Origin of the sequence: Micromonospora sediminicola (assembly GCF_900089585.1) — a bacterium.
Taxonomy (GTDB): Bacteria; Actinomycetota; Actinomycetes; order Mycobacteriales; family Micromonosporaceae; genus Micromonospora; species Micromonospora sediminicola.
On the sequence record NZ_FLRH01000003.1, the window covers coordinates 564,288 to 588,082 of the forward strand.

The 23,795-nt window shown below is 72.2% G+C and carries 19 protein-coding genes; 7 read left to right on the top strand and 12 right to left on the bottom strand.

Features of this window, described 5'->3' with window-relative positions:
* Positions 1 to 34 precede the first annotated feature (34 nt).
* From GA0070622_RS03155 to GA0070622_RS32360, 5 genes are read right to left on the bottom strand one after another with little or no spacing between them, the layout of a single operon-like run.
* A complete protein-coding gene (locus GA0070622_RS03155) occupies positions 35 to 889 on the bottom strand; it encodes an ABC transporter permease (RefSeq protein ID WP_141561953.1) in 855 nt (284 codons plus the stop codon).
* Entirely contained in the window at positions 886 to 1,650 is a 765-nt protein-coding gene (locus GA0070622_RS03160; RefSeq protein WP_091568237.1) for an ABC transporter permease, read from the bottom strand. The genes GA0070622_RS03155 and GA0070622_RS03160 overlap by 4 nt, the downstream gene beginning before the upstream one ends.
* Complete coding sequence (locus tag GA0070622_RS03165) at positions 1,647 to 2,603, bottom strand: ABC transporter ATP-binding protein (protein WP_091568241.1); 957 nt, start codon at positions 2,601 to 2,603, stop codon at positions 1,647 to 1,649. The genes GA0070622_RS03160 and GA0070622_RS03165 overlap by 4 nt, the downstream gene beginning before the upstream one ends.
* Positions 2,600 to 3,694, bottom strand: coding sequence for a nucleotidyltransferase family protein (locus GA0070622_RS03170; protein ID WP_091568245.1), 1,095 nt, complete (start codon positions 3,692 to 3,694; stop codon positions 2,600 to 2,602). The genes GA0070622_RS03165 and GA0070622_RS03170 overlap by 4 nt, the downstream gene beginning before the upstream one ends.
* Complete coding sequence (locus GA0070622_RS32360; protein ID WP_091568248.1) at positions 3,684 to 4,481, bottom strand: hypothetical protein; 798 nt, start codon at positions 4,479 to 4,481, stop codon at positions 3,684 to 3,686. The genes GA0070622_RS03170 and GA0070622_RS32360 overlap by 11 nt, the downstream gene beginning before the upstream one ends.
* A 699-nt stretch (positions 4,482 to 5,180) precedes the next feature.
* On the opposite strand from GA0070622_RS32360, the gene GA0070622_RS03180 reads away from it, so the two are divergent.
* Genes GA0070622_RS03180 through GA0070622_RS03200 form a run of 5 tightly spaced genes read left to right on the top strand, consistent with a single transcriptional unit; the run spans position 5,181 to position 10,299 of the window.
* On the top strand, positions 5,181 to 6,713 hold the full coding sequence (locus GA0070622_RS03180; protein ID WP_218012421.1) for a B12-binding domain-containing radical SAM protein: 1,533 nt from the start codon (positions 5,181 to 5,183) through the stop codon (positions 6,711 to 6,713).
* Between the two features lie 15 nt (positions 6,714 to 6,728).
* Positions 6,729 to 8,015, top strand: a complete 1,287-nt coding sequence (locus GA0070622_RS03185; RefSeq protein WP_091568252.1) for a radical SAM/SPASM domain-containing protein — start codon at positions 6,729 to 6,731, stop codon at positions 8,013 to 8,015.
* Between the two features lie 12 nt (positions 8,016 to 8,027).
* Complete coding sequence (locus tag GA0070622_RS03190; RefSeq protein WP_091568256.1) at positions 8,028 to 8,417, top strand: hypothetical protein; 390 nt, start codon at positions 8,028 to 8,030, stop codon at positions 8,415 to 8,417.
* Positions 8,414 to 9,328 (top strand): phosphotransferase, encoded by a 915-nt coding sequence (locus GA0070622_RS03195; RefSeq protein ID WP_091568260.1) that lies wholly within the window; start codon positions 8,414 to 8,416, stop codon positions 9,326 to 9,328. Before GA0070622_RS03190 ends, GA0070622_RS03195 begins: the two co-directional genes overlap by 4 nt.
* Positions 9,325 to 10,299: a phosphoenolpyruvate carboxykinase (ATP) gene (locus GA0070622_RS03200; protein ID WP_091568265.1), complete on the top strand. Its 975-nt coding sequence runs from the start codon at positions 9,325 to 9,327 to the stop codon at positions 10,297 to 10,299. Before GA0070622_RS03195 ends, GA0070622_RS03200 begins: the two co-directional genes overlap by 4 nt.
* Here GA0070622_RS03200 and GA0070622_RS03205 read toward each other — a convergent pair.
* The 5 genes from GA0070622_RS03205 to GA0070622_RS03225 all read right to left on the bottom strand — a co-directional run bounded on the left by GA0070622_RS03205 (position 10,270) and on the right by GA0070622_RS03225 (position 14,049).
* Positions 10,270 to 11,604, bottom strand: a complete 1,335-nt coding sequence (locus GA0070622_RS03205) for an amidohydrolase family protein (RefSeq protein ID WP_141561950.1) — start codon at positions 11,602 to 11,604, stop codon at positions 10,270 to 10,272. The two genes, GA0070622_RS03200 and GA0070622_RS03205, sit on opposite strands and share 30 nt — an antisense overlap.
* A gap of 6 nt (positions 11,605 to 11,610) precedes the next feature.
* Complete coding sequence (locus GA0070622_RS03210) at positions 11,611 to 12,237, bottom strand: histidine phosphatase family protein (RefSeq protein WP_091568275.1); 627 nt, start codon at positions 12,235 to 12,237, stop codon at positions 11,611 to 11,613.
* Positions 12,237 to 12,710 (bottom strand): NUDIX hydrolase, encoded by a 474-nt coding sequence (locus GA0070622_RS03215; protein WP_091568280.1) that lies wholly within the window; start codon positions 12,708 to 12,710, stop codon positions 12,237 to 12,239. Before GA0070622_RS03215 ends, GA0070622_RS03210 begins: the two co-directional genes overlap by 1 nt.
* Entirely contained in the window at positions 12,707 to 13,174 is a 468-nt protein-coding gene (locus tag GA0070622_RS03220; protein WP_176710408.1) for a DUF6928 family protein, read from the bottom strand. Before GA0070622_RS03220 ends, GA0070622_RS03215 begins: the two co-directional genes overlap by 4 nt.
* Before the next feature lie 71 nt (positions 13,175 to 13,245).
* On the bottom strand, positions 13,246 to 14,049 hold the full coding sequence (locus tag GA0070622_RS03225) for a DUF1206 domain-containing protein (RefSeq protein ID WP_091568284.1): 804 nt from the start codon (positions 14,047 to 14,049) through the stop codon (positions 13,246 to 13,248).
* Positions 14,050 to 14,268: 219 nt separating this feature from the next.
* Between GA0070622_RS03225 and GA0070622_RS03230 the strand changes: the two genes are divergently transcribed.
* On the top strand, positions 14,269 to 17,712 hold the full coding sequence (locus tag GA0070622_RS03230) for an NACHT domain-containing protein (RefSeq protein WP_091568288.1): 3,444 nt from the start codon (positions 14,269 to 14,271) through the stop codon (positions 17,710 to 17,712).
* Positions 17,702 to 18,685, top strand: a complete 984-nt coding sequence (locus tag GA0070622_RS03235) for an alpha/beta fold hydrolase (protein WP_396837263.1) — start codon at positions 17,702 to 17,704, stop codon at positions 18,683 to 18,685. The genes GA0070622_RS03230 and GA0070622_RS03235 overlap by 11 nt, the downstream gene beginning before the upstream one ends.
* Here the strand turns inward: GA0070622_RS03235 and fxsT are convergent.
* Both fxsT and GA0070622_RS03245 read right to left on the bottom strand, forming a co-directional pair.
* A complete protein-coding gene (gene fxsT / locus GA0070622_RS03240) occupies positions 18,663 to 22,598 on the bottom strand; it encodes an FxSxx-COOH system tetratricopeptide repeat protein (RefSeq protein WP_091568293.1) in 3,936 nt (1,311 codons plus the stop codon). The genes GA0070622_RS03235 and fxsT overlap by 23 nt on opposite strands.
* The gene (locus GA0070622_RS03245; RefSeq protein ID WP_091568297.1) at positions 22,595 to 23,785 is read right to left on the bottom strand and encodes a TIR-like protein FxsC; all 1,191 of its coding nucleotides are present in this window, start codon (positions 23,783 to 23,785) and stop codon (positions 22,595 to 22,597) included. The genes fxsT and GA0070622_RS03245 overlap by 4 nt, the downstream gene beginning before the upstream one ends.
* Between the last annotated feature and the right edge of the window lie 10 nt (positions 23,786 to 23,795).

Consider the following 23,795-nt stretch of genomic DNA (forward strand, 5'->3'; position numbering starts at 1 on the left):
GGTGTTCCGCACCACCGCCGGCCGTGGTTCGCCACTAACCGTCGAAAGTGATCGACCCGTCCCGTCGTCCGTGCTCGGCCAGCCGGCGGAACGTCAACACCGCGACGGTGAGCCAGCCGGCCGCCACCAGCAGTTCCAACCCGGCCTGGCGCAGCACCTCCGATCCCGGCCGGTGGTCCAGCGTGGCGCGGACGGCGGCCGTGCCGTGCCGGGCGGGACTGACGAAGCCGACCGCCCGCAACCAGTCCGGCAGCGCCTGAACCGGCACCTGGGCGCCGGCCACCAGGGAGATGCACAACCAGCCGATGTTGCCGACGACGTTGCGCAGCATCATGGCCCGCAGCACGAGGCCGGCGAGCACCAGGGCGAAGCAGTAGGCGCTGACCGACACCAGGCCGATCAACGGCACGACCAGCAGCGCCCGGGGCATCGGCAGTTCCACGCCGAACACCGGTGCCATGACGAAGAGGGCGATCGTCGCGCTCACCGTGCCGCTGGCCAACCACTGCGCGCTGCGACCGCAGAACACCAGCACCGGGTCGGTGGGTGCGGCGACCAGCAGGGGAAGGACGCCGGTGCGTCGTTCCCAGGTGGTGGAGGCGACCACGAACATCGACTCCATGACCGCGATCAGCACCGCGTTGCCGACCAGCAGGTAGCGGGTGCTGTCGGCGGAGTCGAGCAACCGGCCGATCAGCGCGAAGAAGGCGACCTGGCACAACACCCGTCCCAACCAGCCGAAGAGCCAGGTGCGCCAGGTGTGGATGGCGGCGAAGTCGGCGAAGCCGGCGGCGGCGGCGAGCCGTAGGGCCTCCGCCGTCTGCATCAGGGCGCGCGCCGGCGCGCGCCGCTGCGGCCGGACGGAGGGCGGCGCGGCCGGGTCGGTCATGCCCACCCCGCGCTGCCCGTCCGGCGGAGCCGTTCGGCGACCCGCCGGACCAGCAGGTGGCCGACGGCGTACCCGGTGACGCCGAGCGTCAGCACGACCGCGAGCCGGGCCGGGGCCGTCCGGACCGGATCGGGGTCGAGGGAGTCCCGGAGCAGGTCGGTCGCCCAGGCCAGGAAGTTGGGTAGCGCCAGCGGCCGCAACCAACCGGGCAGCAGCGCCACGGGCACGAGCGCGCCGCCGAGCAGGTACAGCGGATAGGTCAGTGAGTTCTGGTACGCGCGGGCGGAGCGGCTGAGCACGAACAGCGCGGCCATGACGGCGGCGGTGCCCGACATCGCCATCGCCGTGACGGACAGGGTGGCGAGGAAGATCAGCGGGTGGGCGATCGGAACCTTCGTCCCCAATGCCAGGGCCACCAGCCAGCTCTCACCGACCGCGAGCAGGCTGACCGCCGTCACGGTGGTGACCCGCGCGGAGACCACCATGGCGAGGGCGGTGGGGCTGGCCAGGAGGAGTTCGAGGACGCCGCTGCGTCGGTCGATCTCGATGATCTCGCCGGACGTGGTGATCGCCGTGGCGAGGATCGCCATGACAGCCGGCGCCAGCACCGCGTATCCGGCGAGGTCACCCCGGCCGGCGTGGCGGGTGATGGCCAGGAAGATCGCGGTGAGCAGCGGCACGGTCGTCAGGGCCAGCAGGTCTCCCGGCGAGGTGCGCAACACGGCCAGTTGCAGCCGTACGGCCGTGGCGGCGGCCCTCATACCCGCAGCTTCTTCTGGCCGAAGAGGTGCAGGTACACCTCTTCCAACGACGGTCGGCTGGTCGCCATGGACGTCACGCCGGCCTCCAGCAGCAGGTGCAGCACCTGGCGCGTGGCGGAGGTCGAGCTGACGTGCACGCGGAGCGTCTCCGCGTTCGTGCGCTCGACCTCCGTCACCCCGTGGACACCGGCGAGGGTGGCCGCGACCTGCGGGGGCACCCCGGTCGCGTCGATCCGCTCGTACGCCGACAGCCAGCCGCCGAGGGTGCGCGGCGACTCGGTGCGCAGCAGCCGGCCGCCGTCGAGGAGCGAGACCCGGTCGCAGAGTGCCTCGGCCTCGGCCATGTCGTGGGTGGTCAGGAGCACCGTCCGGCCCTCGTCACGAAGTTCGTGGACCAGGGCGCGGACCTCGCGGGTGGCCACCGGGTCGAGGCCGTTGGTCGGTTCGTCGAGGATCACCACCCGCGGGTCGCCGACCAGGCTCCGGGCCACGTGCAGACGTTGCTTCATGCCCAACGAGTAGGTCTCCACCCGGTCGTCCGCCCGCTCGGTGAGGCCGACCCGCTCGAGGAGTTCGTCCACCCGGCGTTTCGCCTCGGTGCGGGGCACCCGGTAGAGGCCCGCCCAGAAACGCAGGTTGCGCCGGCCCGACAGGCGGGTGTAGAGCCCGCGCTCGCCGCCGAACGCCAGCCCGACCATCGGGCGTACCCGGTCGGGGTGCCGCGCCACGTCCACGCCGTGCACCAGGGCGACGCCGGAGGTGGGCAGCAGCACGGTGGAGAGGATCCGGCACAGCGTCGTCTTGCCCGCGCCGTTCGGGCCGAGCAGCCCGTGCACCTCGCCGACGGGCACCGTCAGGTCCACCGCGTCGAGCGCGGTCCGGGCCGTCGACGTGCGGCGGGACGGAGGGTACGTCCGGACGAGACCTCGGACCTCCGCCGCCGGGACCGTCACCGCGCTCCGTCCAACGTGGCCAGGGCCCGCTGCGCCCGGTCGTACAGGTGCGAATCGACGAGCTGACCGGTCACCATCAGCGCGTCGGCCACGGGCGTGCGCAGCAGCGTCAGGTCGGGTTCCGGGGTGTGCAGCCGGCTGAGCGTCAGCTCGGGCCTGGTGGCCCTGCGCAGCACCATCCCGTAGACCGGCTGCCCGGCGCGGAGGCGTTCTTCCGGGGTCGCCGCGACCGCCGAGGGGTCGGCCGGGTCCGGCTGCGCCGCCCGCCTGGCCCGCTCCTCGGCGACGGCACACGCGAGTGCCGCGTCGAGACCGTCCCGGCGGTCCGCCGGCAGCACCGGTGAGCAGCGGGCGAGCAGCTGGGCCAGCTCCGGCGCCAGGTGGTTGTCCCGTGCCACGGCGACGATCGCCGCGTCGTCCGGGACCGGGTGTGCCGCGTCGATCAGGACGAGCACGTCCACGACGTCCTTCGGGGTGAACCGCCGCTGGAGACCCTCCTCGGCGAGGGTGAGCAGGTCGGCGAGCCAGGGATCGTCGGGGAGGCGGCGGCGTGCCGGGACGTCGCGGCCGTTGCCCGGAAGGGCCGTGGTGGAGAGTTCGACCTTGACGTCACGGTCGAGCAGGGGGTCGTCGGCGGGCCAGCTCAGCCCCACCATGACGTGCTGCCGGACGTCGTCGCGCAGCAGGGTGAGGTCGAGGTGCTCCACGGGGTACGCGTCCAGCACCGCGTGGGCCACCCGCCACAACCCCGCCTCGTCGGCAACGACGAGGTCCAGGTCGCCGACCGGACGGAGTACGCCCGCCGGGTAGCGGGCGGCCAGCGAGGGCCCCTTGAGCACCCGGACGTCGGCCAGCTCGCGCGCCCGGGTCAGGATGTCCCGGTACCGCGCGGCCCGCTGCCGGGCCCGGCGCAACTCGTCCGAGGATCCGCTGCCCAGCGTCGTCCCCTCACGTTCGAGCAGCGAGAGCACGAGATGAGGCAGCGTCACCGAGGAGTCCCGGGCGGCGCGGAGCAACGCCCGGTCGCTGCGGTGCTCCTCGACGTCGAGGAGTCGGCGAAGCAGGCCGGGCGAGAGGCGGTCAGCGGCCATCGGTGGCACGCTCCAGCGCGACGGTGTGGAAACGGTGGTCGGTGACCCAGCCCTTGCCGATCAGCGAGCACACGACGCGGTCCCCGTGGGCCTGGTCCGGCCCGTGCACGACGTGGCCGAGGAGGGGACGGCCCAGGGCGGCCGCCTCGGTCGCCGAGGCCGCCACGAGCGCGTCGGTCACCGCGCGGCCGGCGAAGCGGGGCTCGACGAGGATGTCGAGCAGCTCCACGAACGGGCGGCCGGTGACGTCGTCGAGCGCGTCCAGCAGCAGCGTCACGTGACCGACGGGCCGGTCGTCGGCGAGTGTCACGTACGACCGCCGGTCGGGGGCGGCCAGGATGCCTGCGGCGACCTCGACGGGGCGTGCCGGGTCCACGGACCGCGGTGCGGCCGCGATCAGGGCCCGGGCCAGCCAGTCCTCGATCAAGTGGTCGTCGGCCGGTTCGGCTGCCCGCACCTCGACGGTCGCGCCCTCGTCGGCGCCGACGCCCCGGTGGCGTACATAGGTGAGGTGTGGCGCCCAGGGTGGGGGCAGATCGGTGCCGGCGGATGCCCGGACCACCGCGCGGGCGGCGTCGGGGAACTCGACGGCGAGATGCCGGAGGAGTTCCTGCCGCCGCCGGGGCTCGACGAGCAGACGGTCGTCACAGTATTCGACGAGGCAGTAGCTCTCACCCGTGACCGGTTCGACGACGGCGCCGGCCACCACGGGTGATCCGTCCAGCATCCGGAGTGCGCCGACCTCGGCCATCCGGGACAGGTATCCGGCGTCGACTTCGATGGTCATGCCGTGTGTGCCGCCGTTCGTTCGTCGCTCCATGGTCGCCGCCGAGGGGTTGCCGTCACCAGAGGACGACAGGTGGCGGCAACCCCTCTTAGGAGAGGGCGTGACAATGGAATGTCACTTTGCCTTTTCCGTGTCCTTCGGCTTGGCCGAAGCGCCGATCTTGTCCAGTCGGGGCCGGAGCTGCATCAACATTTCATAACCCCCTTCCTATCCTCTTTTGCGGCGACTGCCGCTCATTGATGGGAAGGTGAACTCCGGTCAATGGGAATTCACCAGGCAGACCCTAGCAGGGGCGTTGCCCCTGTCGACACCCCAGATTCTTGGGTGCGCGCAGATTAGGGGTTGCGTCGGCGGGTTCCCCCTGTTCGAGCTGCCGGTGGTGGCAGGAGGGAGCGATGTGTTGTATCGGTGGACATGAAAGGACGCTCTTTGTCGCATACGGTGATCGTGGCGTTTCGAAGGGTGGTTGCGCATTGTTGGCGGCGGGGTTCCGGCATCGTCCGACGGCCTCTTTTCGAGACTTGTGGGCAGTCTTGACGGGGCATTGAGGTCCTGATTAGGCTCCCGACCTCAAGTCGCGGGAATTGTAGAGGTCGTGGTCCGTTTCTGTCCGGCTGTTCCGACGGTTGATGGGGGGCTTGCGTGCGCGATCGAGCAGAGCAGTCCCGATTCCGTATCCTCCTGACCACGCCGGCGCCGGTGACGCACCGGACCGCCGAGGAGAACCTCGGCCTCGGCTACCTGGCGGCGGTTCTCCGCGAGGACGGTTGGCAGGTGGACGTCGTCGACGGTTGGCTGGAAGGGCTGACACCCGCCGAACTGGCCCACCGCATCGTCGGGCGGGAACCGGCCCTGCTCGGCTTCGCCTGCTACCGCTCCAACATGGACCGGGCCATGGAGACGCTCGACCTGGTGCGCGCGGGCGGACTGCGCCCGTTCACCATGGCCGGTGGCTACGGGCCCACGTTCCACACCAACGAGTTCCTCCGGACGGGCGTCGACGTCGTGGTGCGCGGCGAGGGGGAGGCGGCGGTCATCGGGATCGCGCGTCACCTGGCCGACGGAAAGCCCGAGCTGGCGGACGTGCCCAACGTCAGTTACGTCGACCCGGACGGGGTGGCCCGGCACACGCCCGCCGGGCCGAAGATCCCGCTCGACGACCTGCCCGACCCGGCCCGGGACACCCTGCCGCTCACCATCCGCCGCCGCAGCCTGGTGCACATCCAGACCGCCCGCGGCTGCCAGGCCAGCTGCACCTTCTGCTCGATCGTCGCCTTCGAGCGCGTCGCGGGCGGCGACACCTGGCGGCAGCGGGGCCTCCGGCGCATCGTCGACGAGTTGGAGCGGCTCACCCACCAGGGCGCCACCCACTTCAAGGTGATCGACGACAGCCTCGTCGAGCCGCCGCGCGACGAGGAGTGGTGCGCCGCCCTCGCCGACGAGATCGCCCGCCGGGGCATCCGCCCCCGCCTGCGTGGCTCCATCCGGGCCGACCGGGTCAACGAGACCGTCGTCGCCGAGCTGGCCCGCGCCGGGTTCTTCTCGTTCTCCTGCGGCATCGAGAACTTCGCGGAAACGGCGCTGCGGCGGATGGCCAAGCGCGCAGACCTGGCCCAGAACCTGGCCGCTCTGGACACGTTCCACCGGCATGGGATCTACGTCCAGGCAGGTCACATCCTCTTCGACGACCGCACCACGATGGTCGAGCTGGAGGAGAACCTGGCCATGATGCGCAGGTACATCTGGACGGTCTCCAAGGGCATCTTCACCGAGATGTACGCCGCGGACGGCACCAACTTCACGCGTCGGTTGTCCCGCAACGGGCTGCTCGAGAGCGACCCGGCGGGGCTGGGCAACAACAGGTACCAGCTCGCGGACCCGGCGGTACGCGAGGTCTACCGGGCGCTCAAGACGTGGCACAAGGCGCACTCCGCCTGCTACGACCGCACCATCGACCCGATCTCGGCGCCGAAGGCGCTGGACGCCGACTCGCTCCGGGAGTTCCACCGCCTCGGCGTCTCGTTGCGCGAAGTCGACCTCGAGTTCTTCGGCCGGCTGATGGCGGTCGTCGGGGCCGGCGGGGCCGACCTCACGCGGGACGTCACGGACCTGGTCGCGGCGGAACTGGACCGCACCGTGCCCTGGTACGACGCCTTCGCCCACCGGGTCGACGCGGCGTACGCGGCATCCGGCCTGGTCTACGACGGCGAGCCGAACCCCTTCATCTGCTGACGAGGAGAGCCCAGCATGACCGACGCCACCGTGGGGACGAACCCGTCCCTGCTGCCCTGGAACCGGCCCAAGCCGCCGGTGCTGCTCGGCCAGATCAACCCCAAGGAGCACTTCGACCGGGCGGTCGGGCCGATCGAGCACGAGGACCTGGAGGAGTGCCCGGCCACCATCCGCAACATCGGCTGGACCCTGGGCAACGACTGTCCCTACCGGTGCACGCACTGCTACTCGATGTCGGCCCGGGAGAAGGGCATGAACTTCTCCACCGAGATCGTCGACCGGATCGTCGACCAGCTGGTCTCGATCGGGGTCGAGACGGTGAACCTCGGCGGTAACGAGCCACTGTTCACCAACGGGCCGAACCCGAAGGACACGCTGCTGCCGTACATCATCGACCGGCTGGTCGACTCGGGGATCCTGGTGGGTCTGACCACCTCCGGCATCACCGCCCTGCACCTCGAACGCGACCACAACAAGCAGTGGCTGCGCCTCAACGACCTCGACGTCAGCTTCGACTCCCCGTTCGAGGACGAGCACAACGCCAACCGGGGCGCGAAGATCTACAAGCAGGCCATCCGCTCGTTGGAGCTGGCCCAGCAGTACGGCCTGGACCACACGCTCATCATGTGCGGCATGAACTGGAACTTCACCCGGCGGCACCTGGAGCGCATGGTGGAGCTGGCGATCCAGTACGACGCCCACATCCGGATCAACCCGATCAAGCCGGTCGAGGCGGCCCACATGGAGTCGCTGCTCAGCGCCGAGCAGTACTACGAGGGGTTCGCGTACCTGATGTCGCAGTGCTCCCCGGTCGACCTGGGCGAGCCACCGATCGCGGCCGTGACGAACTACCAGAACGCGAAGGGCTGCCCGTGCGGGCGGACCTCGTTCCGGATCCACTCGATCACGCCGGACGGCCGGATCCCGGTCTCGCCCTGCGTCTACCTGCACGACTACAAGTTCGGCGACCTCCGGGTGGACAGCCTGGCCGACATCGTCCAGTCCCCCCAGTTCAAGTCGTTCCGCCGACGCAACGCCAACCCGGAGGCGATCCCGGGCTGCGCCGGCTGCGAGATGTTGCAGCAGTGCCGGGGCGGCTGCGCGGGCCGGTCCTACCTGCACCACGCGCACGAGACCAACGAGCGTTCGCTGTTCGTCCGGGACCCGTACTGCCCGAAGGAGATCCAGCCGACGCAGGAGTTCCCGCAGCGTCCGCAGGTGCCCACCGACAAGCGGCTGGTACACATGGACTACCTCTGCACGTGGATCGGCAAGCCGCAGCGCGTCCAGGCCGCGGGCTGAAGGAGAACGACGGTGGGGAAGCCGACTGACCCCGGTACGACCTCGCTGGCACTCGCCCGGGGCTTCCTGGGTCGGCGGGTACGGGTCGCCGTGGACCGGCCGCTGGGGTCGCGACATCCACGGGCGGGCTTCCGGTACGAGCTGAACTACGGCTATCTGCCCGGCGTCGTCGCCCCGGACGGTGACGACCTCGACGCGTACCTGCTCGGGGTGGAGGCGCCGGTCAGCGAGGCCGAGGGCGTCTGCGTCGCGATCGTCCACCGGCTCTACGAGGACGACGACAAACTCGTGGTGCTGGTGGGCGACGGCGACCCGCCCGGCGACGTACGGCTGCGTGAGCTGGTGGGTTTCCAGGAGGGCGACCGGCCGTACGAGATCATCCGCGCGGACACCGAGCCGTGACCTCGACGGTCGGGACGCCGCCGGGCTACGGCCTGGTCGGCGCGGTGCCGCACCACGTCGTCGAGGACATCAGCGACCACCTGCGGGCGAGTGTCGTGCGCCAGGTGGTCGCCGGTACCGCCCGGGACCGGTCGGTGAACGCCTGGTTCCGGGCCGAGACCGACGCGGGCACACTGTTCGTCAAGTGCTACGCACGGGCCGACCGGGCCGCCGTCGAACGGTCGGTGGCGGCCGACCTCCCCGAGGACCTCTCGCCACCGCTGCTGTCCGGCGGGGTGATCGCCGGCGTCGGCGCGTACAACTGCTTCGGGTGGCGGGACCTGAGTCCGCTGCCGGCGACGGCCGGGTCCCTGGCGCAGGTCGGCGAGCGCCTCGCCACGCTGCACGCCGTCCCACCCCCCGCCGGGCTGCCCCGCCGGGAGGTGGGCCCGGCGGCCTACGCGGCGCAGGTCGCCCGGCTGGCCGACGTCGCGCCGGACCTGGCCGACCGGCTGCGGCACCGGCTGCACGGCGGGTGGGCGGCGCAGCTCGTGGCGGAGGCGGAGGCGGCTGCCGCGCGGGCGCGACCGGTCCTGCTGCACGGCGACTTCTCGCTGCGCAACGTGGGCCGGCAGCCGTGCGGTGGGACGTTGCTGTTCGACTTCGAGCGCGCCGAGATCGGGCCCGCCGAACTCGACCTCGACCGGATCTGGGACCGGGAGGCCGTGGTGCCGCCGGGCGGACGGCGTGCGCTGTTGCACGGGTACACCACCCGCTCCGGGGTCCGGCCGGACCCGGTCCTGATCACGTACGCCCGGCTGTGCTGCGCCCTCTCCACGCTGGTGCGAGCACGGCTCTCCGGCGACACCGACTTCGAGGAGCAGGCGTGGGCGATCCTGGCGGCTCTGCCGTGGCGGCGGCTTCCCGCATGACGACCGAACTCCCGCTGCGATCCACGGTCGGCGGCTACCGGCTCGTCGGCGCCGAGCAGCACGTACGCCGACTTGCGTGGCTGGCCGCGCCGTTCTTCCACCCGGCCCCGGCCGACCCCGCGACGGCCTGGCTGGTGGAGCTGACCGGCCCGACGACGGCGACGGGACTGCCGGCCGCACCGACACAGCCGCCGCACTCGGCGCACTGGGTGACGGCCGCCCGGACACTGCGGATCGAGTGCCCCTCGGACACCTGGCTGCCGCTGATCGCCCTGCGCTACCTGCGCACGATCGACCGTGCCCAGGCGTTGACCCGGGGCGCGATCCCGCTGCACGGTGCCGCGGTGACCGCAGCCGGGCGGGGCATCGTGCTGGTCGGGAACAAGCGTGCGGGCAAGACCACCGCCGCGCTGTCGCTCGTCCGCAGCCTCGACGGCCGGCTGGTCTCCAACGACGACGCGTTGTTGTGGTCGCGTGCACCGGGATGGGTGGTCACCGGAGGGCCACGGTCGACGGGGATCAGGCTGTCGTCGCTGCCGGACCACATGCCGTCGCTCAGCCCGGCGGCGCTGGCGAAGGCAGCCCACGCGCACCCCGCCAACGGCAGCGTGCCGGACAAGACGTTCCTGCTCACCGCCGAGGCCACCGCTCTCGGCTGCCGGCTCGCGCCCGAGGCCCGCGTCGACGCGATCATCGAGCTTGACGCCGTGGCGGAGGTCGCGGAGCTGCGCCGGCTCGACGAGGACGAGGCCGCGACCATGCTGAACCGCCACCGCGAGCTGAGTGCCGACCGGCGCCGGCGGGAACTGCTCGCGGACCTGGGCGATCCGGCGCCCCGACGGGCCGCGTCGGTCATCGCGGCCGACGTGGCCTGCTACCGGTACGCCCATCCGCGCCACGGCTGGCTCCCCGACTTCATCACGGCGCTCGACCGGGTCGGTTCAGAGCAGGTGCCGGCGCGCGAACGGTGACATGACCGGGGTGTGCCGGGCGAGAGCCGTGCGCCACCCGGGATTCAACACCTCGGCGGCGAAGCGGGACAGCCCGTCGTCCAGCCGCCGGCGCAGGCGCTCCCTCACGGCGGGTGGCGCGAACGACGCGTCGACGCTGTTCCGGGCCAGCGCCGTCACCTGCTTCCAGGACAGGTCGAGGTGACGCGTCGCCACGTAGAACTCGTCGGTGAGCTGGCTGCCCCAGGCCCCCGGATTGTCGGTCGACAGGCAGGGCCGCAACCCGGCTTCGATGAAGCGCCGCAACGGGTGGGCGCCGTACCCGTCGATCCGGCCGAGGCGCACGTTGCTGATCAGGCTGCATTCCACCGCGACCCCGGCGGCGGCCAGGGCCGTCATGGTCTCCTCGTCCTCGACCAGGGCGAGGCCGTGGCCGATCCGCGACACCGGCAGCAGGGTCGCGGGCCGCACCTGGTACGCCGCGCCGAACCCCTCGCCCGCGTGTACGGCCACGCCCAGTTCCGGATAGCGCCGATGCAGCTCCCAGTAGGTGCCGGCCAACTCGTCGAGACTCCGTCGTGCCTGGTCCTCACGCCCCGACAGGTGGAGGCCGGTCCAGAGGTCCCGGTGCCGGTCGGCCATCTCGAAGCTGAGCCGCAGCCGGTCCTCGACATCCTCGGCGGTACGCGAGACGTTGATCAGCAGCCGCGCGGTCACTCCGCTCGCCGTCGCGCGGTCGCCGGAGAGAACAGCCCGGTACCGCGCCGCCATCTCGTCCGGCGGGACGGGACCGTCGGCACCCACGTAGCCGAACGGACCGGTCTGGAACTCCAGGTGGTCGACGTGCTCGGCGGCGGCCCGGTCGAGGGTGGCGGCCAGCACGCCGAGCAGCAGTTCGGGCTCCTTGCGCAGGTGCTTGAGCTGCGGGGTGACGCGGTCGAAGAAGGAGTCGGGCTCGTCCTCGCCCACCGTCAGCATGCCGTCCCACCGTTCGCGCTCGGCGTCGGACAGCTCGGCCAGCGGCCGGTGACCGGCCCGGCAGCAGGCGGGGAGCGCGGCGACGGTGGCCGCCGGGACGGTGACCACGGTCCCCCGAGCGTGCCCGTCGGGGCAGTCAGTCACCCGCACCTCGTGGGCACCGGGGCGCAGCGTCGTGGCGAGCGTGTACCAGTCGTCTGGCCGACCGCAGCCGGAGAGGTGGATGTGCAGGTCGGCGCCCTTGGGCAGGGCGAACAGGAGCGCGTACAGCTCGGTCGGCGTCGCTACCGCCCTGATCCGGTCGAACCAGCGTCCGGCGTCGTCGGCCCCGTCCGTCGTTGCGCCCACCACCGGTCAGCCCGCCAGGTGGTGGGCGAAGGAGTCCTCCAGGTGCCACAGGTCGTTGACCGCCAGCACCTGGACGGTCCCCTCGGAATCGGTGCGCAGCAGTGTGGCCGACGCGGTGGCGGGCCGGAACGGCGCCACCCCCGTCACCCCGATCACCAGGCAGAGCAGTTCGTTGATCACGTTCCCGTGCGTGACGACCAGGTGATTGCCCGGCGAGTCGTGCAGCCGGTCGAGGGCGGCACCGACCCGGGACCGGAACTGCGCACGGTCCTCACCGCCGGGCCATGCCGCCCACGTGCCGCCGCGCCAGGCCGCGCGGAACTCGGGCGTACGCTCCGACACGCCCTCCAGCCGACCCCGGTGGCACTCGGCCAGCCTGTCGTCCACGGTGAGGGACGGTTGGTGGACCAGGGCGGAATGGATGAGCTGCCCGGTCTCGCCGGCCCGCCGCAGCGGCGACACGCGCGCGGAGTCGAACCGTAGTTCGGCGAGTCGTTCGGCCAGGGCACCGGCCTGCGCCCGACCGATCTCCGACAGGGGCGGGTCCCACCGGCCCGCGTGGTCCGGGTGCGATCCGGCCTGCCCGTGCCGGACGAGGAGGACGGTCGACCAACGCGGGCGGGGCTTGATCATCAAGTATTGATAGCAGGTGATCGACCCGATGGGAACGGGGAGGCGGCAGCAAGGAGGTTCAGGAGGCCGTGCGGATACAGGATCGCCTCGCCATCGGCGAAGCGGCGCAGCGGCTGCCAGCTGACCGGGCTGCCCTCGTCCGCGACGATCCCGACGGCGTCCCGCTCGTAGATCGACGGGTCCGCCAGGTCGGCCGAGAAGACGAACACGACCTCGTGACCGGCGCGGCCGAACGCCGTGAAGATGTTCTCCAGGACGCCGAGGGGTTCCACCTTGGACAGCTCGACCGCCAGTTCCTCCCGCAACTCCCGCCGCACGGCCTCGGCGGCCGACTCCCCGAACTCGACGCCACCGCCCAGCGGCCGGTAGAACGTCTCCCGCTTCGTCGCGTCGTGCGCCTCGAAGACCAGGAGGTCGTCCCCGCGTCGCACCACGGCGAGGGCCACGGCGCGAATGTGCGGCGGTGAGGTCACGGCGTGACCTCCGCCAGGGTCCCGTCCGGTCCCGGGCGGAACCTTCGCGGCGGCCCCATGGCGCGCATCGCCTGTTCGTAGGCGGCCGCACGCGCCGCCTGTTCCCGACCCGTGGGGTCCACGACGTGGAAGCAGAGCCCGTCCACCACCGAGTGCATGCCGTGCATGACGATCCGCCTGCCGGCACCCAGGCGCAGTAGGTGCTCGGGCAGTTCCGAGGGGCGGTCGAGGACCAGCCGGCGGTCGCACAGGACCGTGGCCCCGGGTAGCGCCGCGACGTGGGTGACGTCGTCGGGCGGCCAGGTCACGCCGAGCGTGCTGTCGCCGGCCGGAGTGGCCTCGTACCCGGGAAGGGCCTGCCGGACGGCAGCCTCGGCCTCCGCCGGGTCCGAGGCGACCGCGGCCCGCAACGCCGGCCGCAGGTCGCCGTCGGCGAACGCCAGCAGCGCCGTCTTCGCGCCCATCGCACCTCCCGGTCGGTCCCCGGACGATACCCGGCATCGATCTCGACGGTGTGCCGGCGCCGCGCCCCGGGTCAGACCTTGCGGTAGCGCGCCTCGGTCACCGCGAACAGGCCGTACGCCGTGAACCCGACCCCCACCACGAGCAGCAGCCAGGTGCCGTAGCTCTCGTCGGCGAGCGCGCGCAGCGCCGCGTCGAGTCCACGCGCCTTCTCCGGGTCGTACCGCCACGCGGCCACCACGAACAGGATCCCGGCGATCGCGTACGCCAGGCCCTTGGCCGTGAAACCCACCGTGCCGAGCCGGCCGACCAGCCGCCGCGTCGCCGCCGCCATCCGGCCGACGTGCAGGTGCTTCTCGAAGCGCCTGGTGATCCCGACGATCGCCAGCCAGACGCCGATCCCCGCCAGGACCAGGCCGGCCGTCATGACGGCGACCCGGCCGGCGTCCGAGGCGAGCAGCCCCGCGGCGGCGTCCTGCTGGGTGTCGGCGCTGGACGACTTCTTGCCGCGCAGCACCTTGACCCCGCTGAACGCGAGGTAGAGGTAGAACGCCGCCCGGCCGGCCGACGCCGCCCGCTCGCCCAGCCGGCGTTCCCGGACGATCTCCAGCACCTGCCAGACCGCCATGGCCACCAGCCCGACGACGATCGCCCCGATGAGCGCCGCGCCGAACGGCTCGTCGGCGATCTGCTGCATGGCGCCCGACTGGTCGCCGTCGGCGGCCGGGCCGCCGAGGGCGACCTTCATGATCACGTACGCGAAGAGCAGGTGCAGGATGCCGTAGCCGACGAAGCCGGCCCGGGTCAGGCGCTCCAGCCAGGAGTTGTCGGCGGCACGGGAGGCGGCCCCGCGCGTCCGCGCGGACAGCGATGACATGGACCGTCAATCACCGATCGCGGCTCCCGCCAAACCTCCGGCCCCGGCGTGCGCGATGAAATGACCGCCTTCAACCCCTTGCCTCCCATTTATCGGGTGAATGAAATGAATGAGCGGCAAGTCGTGCTAAAGCCTTCGCCCCGGTGCGGAATCGATAGCTTTCCGTCAGTGAAGTTTCTATCCTTGAAGGATCCGATCGCCCGCAGCGAAAGGGGCGGCATGCCGCGCCGTTCGAGCCTCAGCTATCGAGATGCGTTACGACTGTTGGCTCCCGGCAGCACGCGCATCGCCGAGACCGACAAGGTCGTCAACGCGGGAATCCTGGGCGCCGGCGCGCTCTCGCACGGCGCGGCGCTGGCCCTGCTCGGTCCGAAGAACGCGCTCATGCAACTCGTCCGGGACGCCACCGGCAACCAGGCCGGCCGGATACGCGCATCCGGCGGAAAGGCGTACTACGAACTGTTGGAGGCCAGCCACACGGTGCTGGCGCTGTCCGCGTTCTTCGACGGATTCCGGGACGAGGTGGGCCCGGGATTCGACCGGCTGGAACTGACCGACGCGGAAAAGGTCGCCATGGTGCCGGCCGAGCGACGTCGACACACCCTGCCCCAGGAAATCGACGCCGGATACTTTCCGCTGCCGTCGTCGGTGCACGGCATGGACGACACCCGGCGGGACGTCGAGGCGGCCTACGTCACCCTCTACGACGCCACCATCGCCTTCTGCGACGGCCTCGCCGCCTGGCCGGCGGTGCGGCGCGGGCTGGACCTCACCTCGCTGCGGTCCCGTGTGGTCGCCCGCAGCATGTGGCACTACGAGGACCGCTTCGACCGGCTCGCCACCGACCTGCCGGAATTCGGGTTCCGGATGGTCCGGCAGGCGATCGAGCACAACCTGGTCGACAACCGGAAGCTGACCGCCGAGGTCACGGAACGGCTGGACGCGCTGGCGGACCTGTCCCGCAACCTGGCCGGGCTGGCCGGCCCGGCCGCGCCCGAGCCGGACCGGCTGCGGGAATCCCTCGACCGGCTCGCCGGCTCGCTGGGCGCGGTGTTCCGGCAGCCGCTGCTGCGGATCAAGGACATCGACTTCCACCTGCGGCTGCCCACCGTGGAGCGGGGGTTCATCAGCCCCGACTTCCGGGTCGCGGAATACGACAAGCGCGCCGCGCCGGAGCGGGAGCGCTGGTGGGAGGAGCAGCCGCGCAGCGGCGACCTGGTCGGGTTCCTCTCCGACTACCTGACCGACCCGGCGAGCCTGCACCGCCCGCTGCTGGTCCTCGGTCAGCCCGGCGCCGGCAAGACGCTGCTGACCCGGGTGATCGCGGCCCGGCTGCCGGCGAACCGGTTCACCGCCATCGTCGTACCGCTGCGCCGGATGTCCGGGGACACCTCGCCGACCGAGCAGATCGAGTCGGCGATCGAGCAGCTGATGGACGAACGCATCCGGTGGGCGGACCTGCGCCGCGCCACGAGCACCACCACGGTCGTGGTCGTCTTCGACGGGTTCGACGAACTCGTCCAGGTCACCGGCACCGCCCACTCCCAGTACATCGACCGGGTTGCCGAGTTCCAGGAGGCCCAGTGGGACCTGGGCTACTCGGTCATCCCGGTGATCACCTCACGGATGCTGGTGATGGACCGGGCCAGCGTGCCCCAGGGCACGGTGCTGGTCCGGCTGGAGGACCTGACCGACGCGCAGGTGACGACCTGGGTGTCGGCCGTCAACGGCGCCAACGAGGACCGGTCCGGCTACCGTCGCCTGTCCGCCCGCGACCTGCTGTCGCACGGCGAGCTGGCCCGGCAGCCGCTGCTGCTCACCCTGCTGGCCATCTACTACGACGAGCACCGGGTGGAGGGACCCCCCGACCTGGGCATCTCCCGGTCCGACCTGTTCACCGGCCTGCTCACCGCCTTCATCCGGCGGCAGATCGGCGAGAAGGCGCCGGGCGACCTGTCGCAACGCGAGCGGGAGGCCCGGGAACACCGGCTGCGGCGCGACCTGGCGATCACCGCGTTCGCCATGTTCAACCGCAACCGGGAACTGGTGAACCGGGCCGCGCTCCGCGACGACCTGGGCTGCTTCGGCTCCGGCTCCGGCGACGGCACCCGGTTCGAGCTCGGCGACGTGCTAGGGCCGGAGCAACTGGTCACCGCCGCCTTCTTCGTCGTGTACGGCCCGGACGACCTCCAGGGCGAGGACGCCCGCCGGACCTACGAGTTCCTGCACGCGACGATCGGCGACTTCCTGATCGCGGAATACGTGATCGGGTCGCTGCGGGAACTGGCCGAGCTGCGGCGGCGCACCCGCACCCCGGCCGGCTTCGGCTACCAGCTGGACACCGGCCAGTTCCGCGCCCTGCTCTCCCACCAGCCCCTGGTGAAACGGGAGGCGGTGGTCGGGTTCGCCCGGGAACTCAGCGCCCGGCACCCGGAGGAGCGTGGCGCGATCATCGAGACCGTCGCCGAGCTGCTGGCCGAGGCGCGGCAGCGGGGCAACGTCGCCGGGGTGGACGGCTACCGGCCGTCCCCCTACGACCCGGTGCGGCTGCTCGCCGCGTACACCGCCAACCTGGTCGCGCTGGCCGCGCTGGTGTCGCCCGACGGCGTACGGCACACCGACCTGATGGACGACGAGACCTGGGTCTCCACGGTCCGGCTGTGGCGGGCCGGGCTCGACGAGAAGGGCCAGCTCGCCATGATCAGCTGGCTGGGGCGGGACGCCGACGGCCGGATCACCGCCGAACGGCGGCGCGAGCGCCGGGGCGAGACCGTGAGCGTGGCCGCCGAGGAGGCCCGGCTGCTCGGCGACATCACCACGTACGGCCAGTTGCAGGCCGGCGCGCGGACGTGGCGCGGCCGGCAGCCGGACAGTTTCGAGGCCGGCCGGTTCCACGCGGACCTGGTGTCGCTGGCCACCCGGCGTTGGCCGGTGCCGTCGTTGCACCAGCTCATCCTCTACGACGAGCGCAGCTACCGGCGGCTGTGGGAACGGGCCGTCGAATCGCCGGCGGCGGTGTCCAGCACCAGCGCCACGGTGCTGCTGGAATGCCTCGCCGAGGACGGCGCGCAGCTGCCCCGCGAGGTGGTCTGCGGGTTGACCCGGGTGGCGCTGGACCGACTGCCCCGGTCGGTGACCGCGCCCCCGGAGCTGATCATCTCGTGCCCGTACCTGATCGACGAGTTTCCCGAGCTGCTCGACTCGATCGGCACGCCGGAGGACCACGCGGTCCTGCACGCGCTGATCCTCCGGCACGGGCTCGACCGGCTGCCGGCGGAGTACGTGCCCCGGGTGCGGGCGGTGCTCGCCGACATCGAGGGGCGGCTCGCCGAGTTGCCCCTGGAGGACGGGGTGGTCTCCGCCGAGATGGCGGAGCAGTTCGCCGCCGCGCGGGTCGACAACCGCACCGCGTTGTGGTTGCTGATGGCGCTGAGCGAGTACGCCGACCTGGCCTGGCGGAAGATCCGGCCCGGCACCATGGCGGCCCTGCTCGCGCACCGGCTGCCCGACGAGTTCCTCGACGAGACGAGCCTGTGCCGGCTGCTCCTCGACTACCTGCGGGCGCACGACCGGGTGCCCGCCGACGTCACGTTGACGGCCGCCGTCGACACGCTGCGCGTCCTCGCGGCGACCGATCAGGGCCCGGCCGCCGATGCGGTCTGACCGCGCGCCCGGCCGGCCCGCCACCCCCGCCACCACCGTCCCGGAGGCCCGGTTGTCACACCCGCCCACGCACCGCGCGCACATCGTCCGATCCGGAAGGCGGAGCCTGGCCGTCGACGTGGCCGGCGCGGAGCGCGGCTGGCCGGTGTTCCTGATGCACGGCACGCCGGGCAGCCGCAACGGGCCGCGCCCGCGGTCGAGTGTGCTCTACCGGCTCGGCGTCCGGCTGATCTCCTACGACCGACCGGGTTACGGCGGCTCCAGCCGGCTGCCGGGCCGCCGGGTGGCCGACGCCGCCGCCGACGTCGCGGCCATCGCCGACGACCTGGGCCTGGACGAGTTCTCGGTGGTCGGCCGCTCCGGGGGCGGCCCGCACGCCCTGGCCTGCGCGGCGCTGCTGCCGGAGCGGGTACGGCGCACCGCCGTGCTGGTCGGCCTCGCCCCGGCCGGCGCGACCGGACTGGACTGGTTCGGCGGCATGACGGAGGCGAACGTCCGCGACTACGGGACCGCCGAGCACGACGAGGTGGTCCTCGCCGAGCAGTTGCGCCTGCGGGCGGAGCGGACGATCGACGACCCGGGCTCGTTGCTGGCGCTGCTGGTCGAGCAGATGACCGAGGCCGACCGTCGGGTGGTGGCCGGGGTGCCGATCCGCCGGCAGTTGACCGACGCCTACGCCGAGGCGCTGCGGCGGGGGCCGGACGGCTGGATCGACGACGTCCTCGCGCTGCGCGCCGACTGGGGCATCTCGCTGGCGGAGATCCGGATGCCGGTACGGCTGTGGCACGGCGCCGACGACAACTTCGCCCCGGCCAGCCACACCCGGTGGCTGGCCGGTCGGATCCCCGGCGCGCAACTGCACGTGCAGCACCGCAGCGCGCACTTCGGCGCGGTCGAGGTGCTGCCGGAGATGCTGGCCTGGCTGACCCGCCCGTCGGAGCGGACCCCGGTCAGATCGGATGCGGGTCGATGATCCGCCGCTGGAACCGGTGCTGGCGGAGCGCCTCGACCGCCGGATGGTGCTCGCCCAGCCGGCGGGCGAGCTTGTCGGCGACGGTCTCGATCTCGGCCCGCCGGCCGGATTCCATCCGCTCCCGCATCAGCACCAGGTTGGCCCGGCAGCGCAGCGCGTTCGGATGCTCCGGTTGGAGCACGCGGTCGAGACCACGGGAGGCACGCTGCAACAGCTCCAGCGCCGCCCGGTCCGCCGCCTCCCGGCCCTCCGGCGGGTCCGGCTGCTCGGCGAGACAGATGGCCTGGTTCATCCAACCGGAGAGGGGGTACGGGTGCGCGTCGCCGAGCACGGCGGCGAGTGCGTCCGCCGAGCTGCCGGCGAGCTGCCGCGCCTCGACGAAGTCCCCGGCGCGACGGGCCACCATCGCCAGGTTGACCTGGCAGACCAGGGTCAACGGGTGCTCGGGGCCGAGGTTGCGCCGGTAGATGCGGTGCACCTCGGTGAGTTCCCGGCTGGCCCGCTGGTGGAGGTCGACGGTGAGCAGGTTGATCGACAGGCTCAGCCGGCAGGTGAGGGTCTCCGGGTTGTCCGGCCCGAACCGTTCGGTCAGCAGCTCGTAGGCGGCCTCGAGCAGCTTGCCCGCCTCGACCGCGTACCCGGCCGCGCGCAGCGACACCGCCAGGTTCGTCTGCGTCCGCAGGGTGATCAGGTGTTCGGCGCCGGCGGTGTGCAGCAGGTCCCGGTGGACGGCCCGCAGCCGGGCGATCGACTGCTCGTAGTCGCCGGCGTCGCGCATGTCGATGCCCACGTAGGCGGAGGAGGCCAGCGTGTCCGGGTGGCTGTCGGTGAGGGTGCCGCGGCGCCCCTCCAGCACCATCTCGTCGTTCTTGCGCGCCTCCTGGAAGTCTCCCATCAGGCGCTGGGTGCTGGCCAGGTTGTTCAGGGCGGCGAGGGTACGCGGATGGTCCTCGGCGAAGAGGCGTTTCCAGGCGTTGAAGGTGATCTCGTCGAGGCGCAGCGCCTCGCTGTACATGCCCATGCCGCGCAGGTCGCGCGCCAGCCCGCCCGCCGTCATCAGGGTGTGCGGGTGGTCGTCGCCGAGCAGTTCCCGCTGGGCCGCGAGCACCTTCTCGTCCAGCGCCCGGGAATCCTTGAACTGCCCCAGGAAGGCGAGGATGTTGGCGAGGTTGAACTGGAGGTGCAGCAACTGCCGGCGCAGGTCCTCCCGCGCCCGCTCGTCGGTCTCCTCCGCCAGCATCCCCTTCCAGGTCCGGACGACCTCCTCGCCGAGCCGGCGGCCGGTCTCCAGGTCGCCCCGCAACTGGAGGTAGCGGACCCGGTCGATCATCAGCGCCCGCACCTCGACCTTCCGGCTGAGCGCCGCCTTCGACGGCTCCAGGTGCGGCCAGATCACCCGGAACTTGGGCCAGTTGACCGGGTCGTCGACCTCGCCCTCGGGCCGGAAGGCGGCCAGCACGAGGTGGACCTGGGCGCGCGCCTCGTCGAGTTCCTCCTCCGTCATCCGGGACCGGACGGCGTGCTGGAGCAGGCGGTGCATGAGCACGAGCCCGCCCCGGCTCCGCTCGCCGCCGGACGGGTTGTCGGCCCGGAGGTCGACCCGGACCAGGGCGAGCCGGTTGGCCTGCTGCACCAGCTGCTGGCGGACCAGGCGCTCCTTCGCCTGTGGGTGGAACGGCACCAGCGCCTCGGCGAACTTGTTGCTGTAGACCAGGTCGGCCGAGATCTCCGGCGCGAACACCGAGCAGAGCTGGAGCACCCGGTAGGCCGCCGGGTTCCGGGTGCGCAGGTGGTTGAGGGACAACTCCCAGGTGGCCTCCACCGAGACGTTGCTGTTCGGTTCCATCACCGCGCCCGGGCCGAAGCGGGCGATCTCGGTGAGGTAGCTGTCGACCGAGTGGCCGGTGTCGGCCAGCCAGGCCGCCGCGGCGGTGACCGCGATCGGCAGGTCGCCCAGCAGGGAGGCGATCTTGTCGGCCTGGTCCGGCCGCATGTTCGGCACCCGCTCGGTGAGGTGCTGGATGCTCTCCGCCCGCTTGAACACGTCGACCTGCACGGTGGTCGCCCGCTCCACCCACTGGAGGTTGCGGGACGTGATCAGGACGTGGCCCTTGCCGTCCGGCACGTAGGGCAGCACGCCCTCGACCTCGTCGGCGTTGTCCATGATGAGCAGCCACCGCAGGTCGGTGTGGCGCAACGCCTGGAGGACCAGCCGGGCGTTCTCCCGGTTCGACTCCGACGCCTGCACGCCGAGGTAGGGCGCCAGGTCGCCGATCGCGGACTCGATGAACGGCACCTGGTCGGCGTCGACCCACCACACCATGTCGTACGCGGCGCGGTAGCGGTGGGCGTACTCCAGCGCCAGCTGGCTCTTGCCGATGCCGCCCATGCCCTGCAACGCCACCGGCCCGGTGCCGGCCAGCACCACCTTCGGGCTGCTGCGCAGCAGCGTCCGCAGCTCCCGCAGGTCCGCCTCCCGGCCGGTGAAGCGCTTGTTCCGGCCGGGCACCTCGAAGACGCTGTTGTCCCGGCCGGGAAACCGGGGGCCGGTCGGCAGCTCGACGTCGGCGCTCGCGCCCTCCCGCCCGACGAGCCGCAGGATGCGGGTCGCCGCGGTCCGGGCCTCCAGCCCGGCGACCGAGACGCTGTGCGCGGCCGGCACGTTGGCCAGCCGCCGCACGTCCGCGACGTAGACGACCAACGGCACCTGGTCGGGTGAGCGGTCCGGCGCGGCGAGCACGGCCTCCTCGGTGGCGTTGGCCTCGGAGACGATGATCAGCTCCCGGGCCGTGCGGGGCGTCTCGTCGTCGGCGAACCAGGGGTCGGTCACCCGGACGTCGGCCGAGGCGAGCAGGTTGCCGATCCACTCCGCCCACACCCGGTCGTACGGGTCGTGCCGCAGCAGGATCTCGTTCTCCACCGAGGTGGACGTGCGGGTGAACCGGGCGTTGACCCGGTCACGCACCGCGCCGCTCATCGGGGGCAGCGACTCCACCTCGCCCCGGGTGATCTCCCGGGCCAGCACCTCGTACGCCGACAGCAGCGAACCGTTGACGCCGGGCTGGTCGGCGAAGGTCGCCAGCAACTCCTCGTACGCGTAGTAGGCCTGGTAGGGGACCTGCATCCGGGCCCAGTAGCGGTCGCGTTCGGCCTCGCTCATCCCGCTCGGCAGGCCGCTGAAGCGCTGCCGGGCCACAGCCCGCCCGGTGTCCGCCTTGATCTTCTCGGCCGGGTCGATCCGCATCGGCACGGGCAGCACCCGGATCCGCCGCGAGCCGTAGCGGTGCTCGACCAGTCGGGCCACCTTGGCCGCCCCGGTGATGCCCTGCTCGCTCAGGGTGAAGCAGGTGACGAGCACGTCCGGGAGCTGGATGGTGCAGATGTCGGCGACGTCGGAGAAGCCGGTGCGGCTGTCGATCAGGACGTAGTCGTAGTTGCGCTTCATGTCGGCGCGCAGCGCGTCGAAGAAGTGGCCGCCGCCCTGCCGCTCGTAGAACTCGTCCCAGTTCATCCCGGCCAGCGCGCCGGCGTAGTCGTTGTTCTGCTGGCCCGCCGAGAGGAAGTCGAGCGTGCCGTCACCGGGGAAGTTCGACCAGTTCAGCGAGAACGAGTACTTGTGCACGCGGGCGTACTGCTCGTGCCAGCGGTCGTCGCCCTTGTCCTGCGTGGTGGTGGTCGCCCACTCGTACTCCCGGATCAGGTCGATCACCCCGCCGGTGCTCTCCAGCGCGTCGCGGTCGATGAACGGCGCGAAGAAGCGCGCCAGCCCGGGGGATTCCAGGTCCCAGTCGACGGCCAGGACCCGCTTGCCGTTGGCGGCGAGGATCCACGCCACGTTGGCCAGGGCCATGGTCCGGCCGGTGCCGCCCTTGTAGGAGTAGAAGGTGACGACCTGTCCCTCGGGTCGGGTCATGGCTCCACTCCTTCGTCGGGCGGCGGGTTCTCCCAGAGCCGGGGTTTGCTGATCGGCCGTCCCGGCGGCGGGTAGGCCGGTCGCGCGTCCAGGTAGCGGCGTCGCATCCGGTCGACCAGGCCGTGCACCCCGGCCCGCCAGTCGTCGTAGGTGGTGACCGCCAGCGGGCGGGCCGCCGGGGGGAACATCGCCACCGCCCGGTCGAGCAGCACCGTGGAGTGGGAGCGGCGGCCGGGCGCCGGGTCGTCGATGAGCACCACCACCCCCACCCAGCTGTGCAGGCAGTCGACGGCCGCGCGGACCGCCTCGGTGCCGTCCGGCGTCTCGACCACCCGCGGGTCGACCATGAGGACACCCGGGCAGCCCCGGAACAGGCCCTCGTCCGGCGCGAAGTCCTGGACGTCGATCGGCATCCGCAGCCGCTGGACCGCGTCGGTGACGTCGTCGACCACCGGGGGTCGGTCGCGGAACGGTCGCCACCGACCGGCGTGCGTGTCGGGCCGCCCGTTGAGCCGGCTCGCCCCCGGCGGCTGGCCGGGGGCGATGACCACGGCCAGGAAGGGCACCTCGCTGGTCGGGGAGGAGGGCACGTCGGTCGGCCCGGTCGGCGGCTCGGCCGGTTGCAGCGGAGTCTGCTCGGCGGTGTCGACGATGTGCTGGGCCAGCCGGCCCAGGACCTCCTGGTAGTCGCGCTGGAAGATCTGCAGGCGGCAGAGCGCGCTCATCCCGTTGGCGGCGTAGGCCTCCACGTCCGCGGCCATGGCCAGCGCCCGGGCCTGGTCGGTCGCGTGGACGGCGGCGGGTGACGGGGTCCACAGCACGGGCAGGATGTTGTCCCCGTCGGCCGGGCGGCCGGCCCGCAGCAGCCGTTGCCGGAACCACTCCCGCTCCCGGCGCGAGTCGTCCCGGTTGAGGTAGTCCGGGGAGTAGAGCGGGACGAACACCTCGGCCTCGGCGAGCGCCACGCGCTTCTGTTCCGCCCGGTCCTCCGACAGCCGGACGGTGAAGTCGGCGAAGCCCCGCCGCCGCAGTCGTGCACCCGGGCGCCCGTCGATGGCGAGGTTGAGATCGTGGTAGAAGCGGCGGACCCAGTGGTCGCCGAGGGTGCGGTCGCTGTGTGTCGGTGGGGGGACGTAGCTGAGGAAGAAGTAGCGTGCGCCGGCGAGGACGGGCCTCTCAGGACTCACGTCGGCACGA

Bases quoted from the DNA above. Each gene is read 5' to 3' on its own strand.
- GA0070622_RS03225 (WP_091568284.1), bottom strand. From the start codon at position 14,049: ATGTCATCGCTGTCCGCGCGGACGCGCGGGGCCGCCTCCCGTGCCGCC.
- GA0070622_RS03235 (WP_396837263.1), top strand. From the start codon at position 17,702: ATGCGGTCTGACCGCGCGCCCGGCCGGCCCGCCACCCCCGCCACCACC.
- GA0070622_RS03230 (WP_091568288.1), top strand. From the start codon at position 14,269: ATGCCGCGCCGTTCGAGCCTCAGCTATCGAGATGCGTTACGACTGTTG.
- GA0070622_RS03210 (WP_091568275.1), bottom strand. From the start codon at position 12,237: ATGATCAAGCCCCGCCCGCGTTGGTCGACCGTCCTCCTCGTCCGGCAC.
- GA0070622_RS03155 (WP_141561953.1), bottom strand. From the start codon at position 889: ATGACCGACCCGGCCGCGCCGCCCTCCGTCCGGCCGCAGCGGCGCGCG.
- GA0070622_RS03200 (WP_091568265.1), top strand. From the start codon at position 9,325: ATGACGACCGAACTCCCGCTGCGATCCACGGTCGGCGGCTACCGGCTC.
- GA0070622_RS03160 (WP_091568237.1), bottom strand. From the start codon at position 1,650: ATGAGGGCCGCCGCCACGGCCGTACGGCTGCAACTGGCCGTGTTGCGC.
- GA0070622_RS03170 (WP_091568245.1), bottom strand. From the start codon at position 3,694: ATGGCCGCTGACCGCCTCTCGCCCGGCCTGCTTCGCCGACTCCTCGAC.
- GA0070622_RS32360 (WP_091568248.1), bottom strand. From the start codon at position 4,481: ATGACCATCGAAGTCGACGCCGGATACCTGTCCCGGATGGCCGAGGTC.
- fxsT (WP_091568293.1), bottom strand. From the start codon at position 22,598: ATGACCCGACCCGAGGGACAGGTCGTCACCTTCTACTCCTACAAGGGC.
- GA0070622_RS03185 (WP_091568252.1), top strand. From the start codon at position 6,729: ATGACCGACGCCACCGTGGGGACGAACCCGTCCCTGCTGCCCTGGAAC.
- GA0070622_RS03220 (WP_176710408.1), bottom strand. From the start codon at position 13,174: ATGGGCGCGAAGACGGCGCTGCTGGCGTTCGCCGACGGCGACCTGCGG.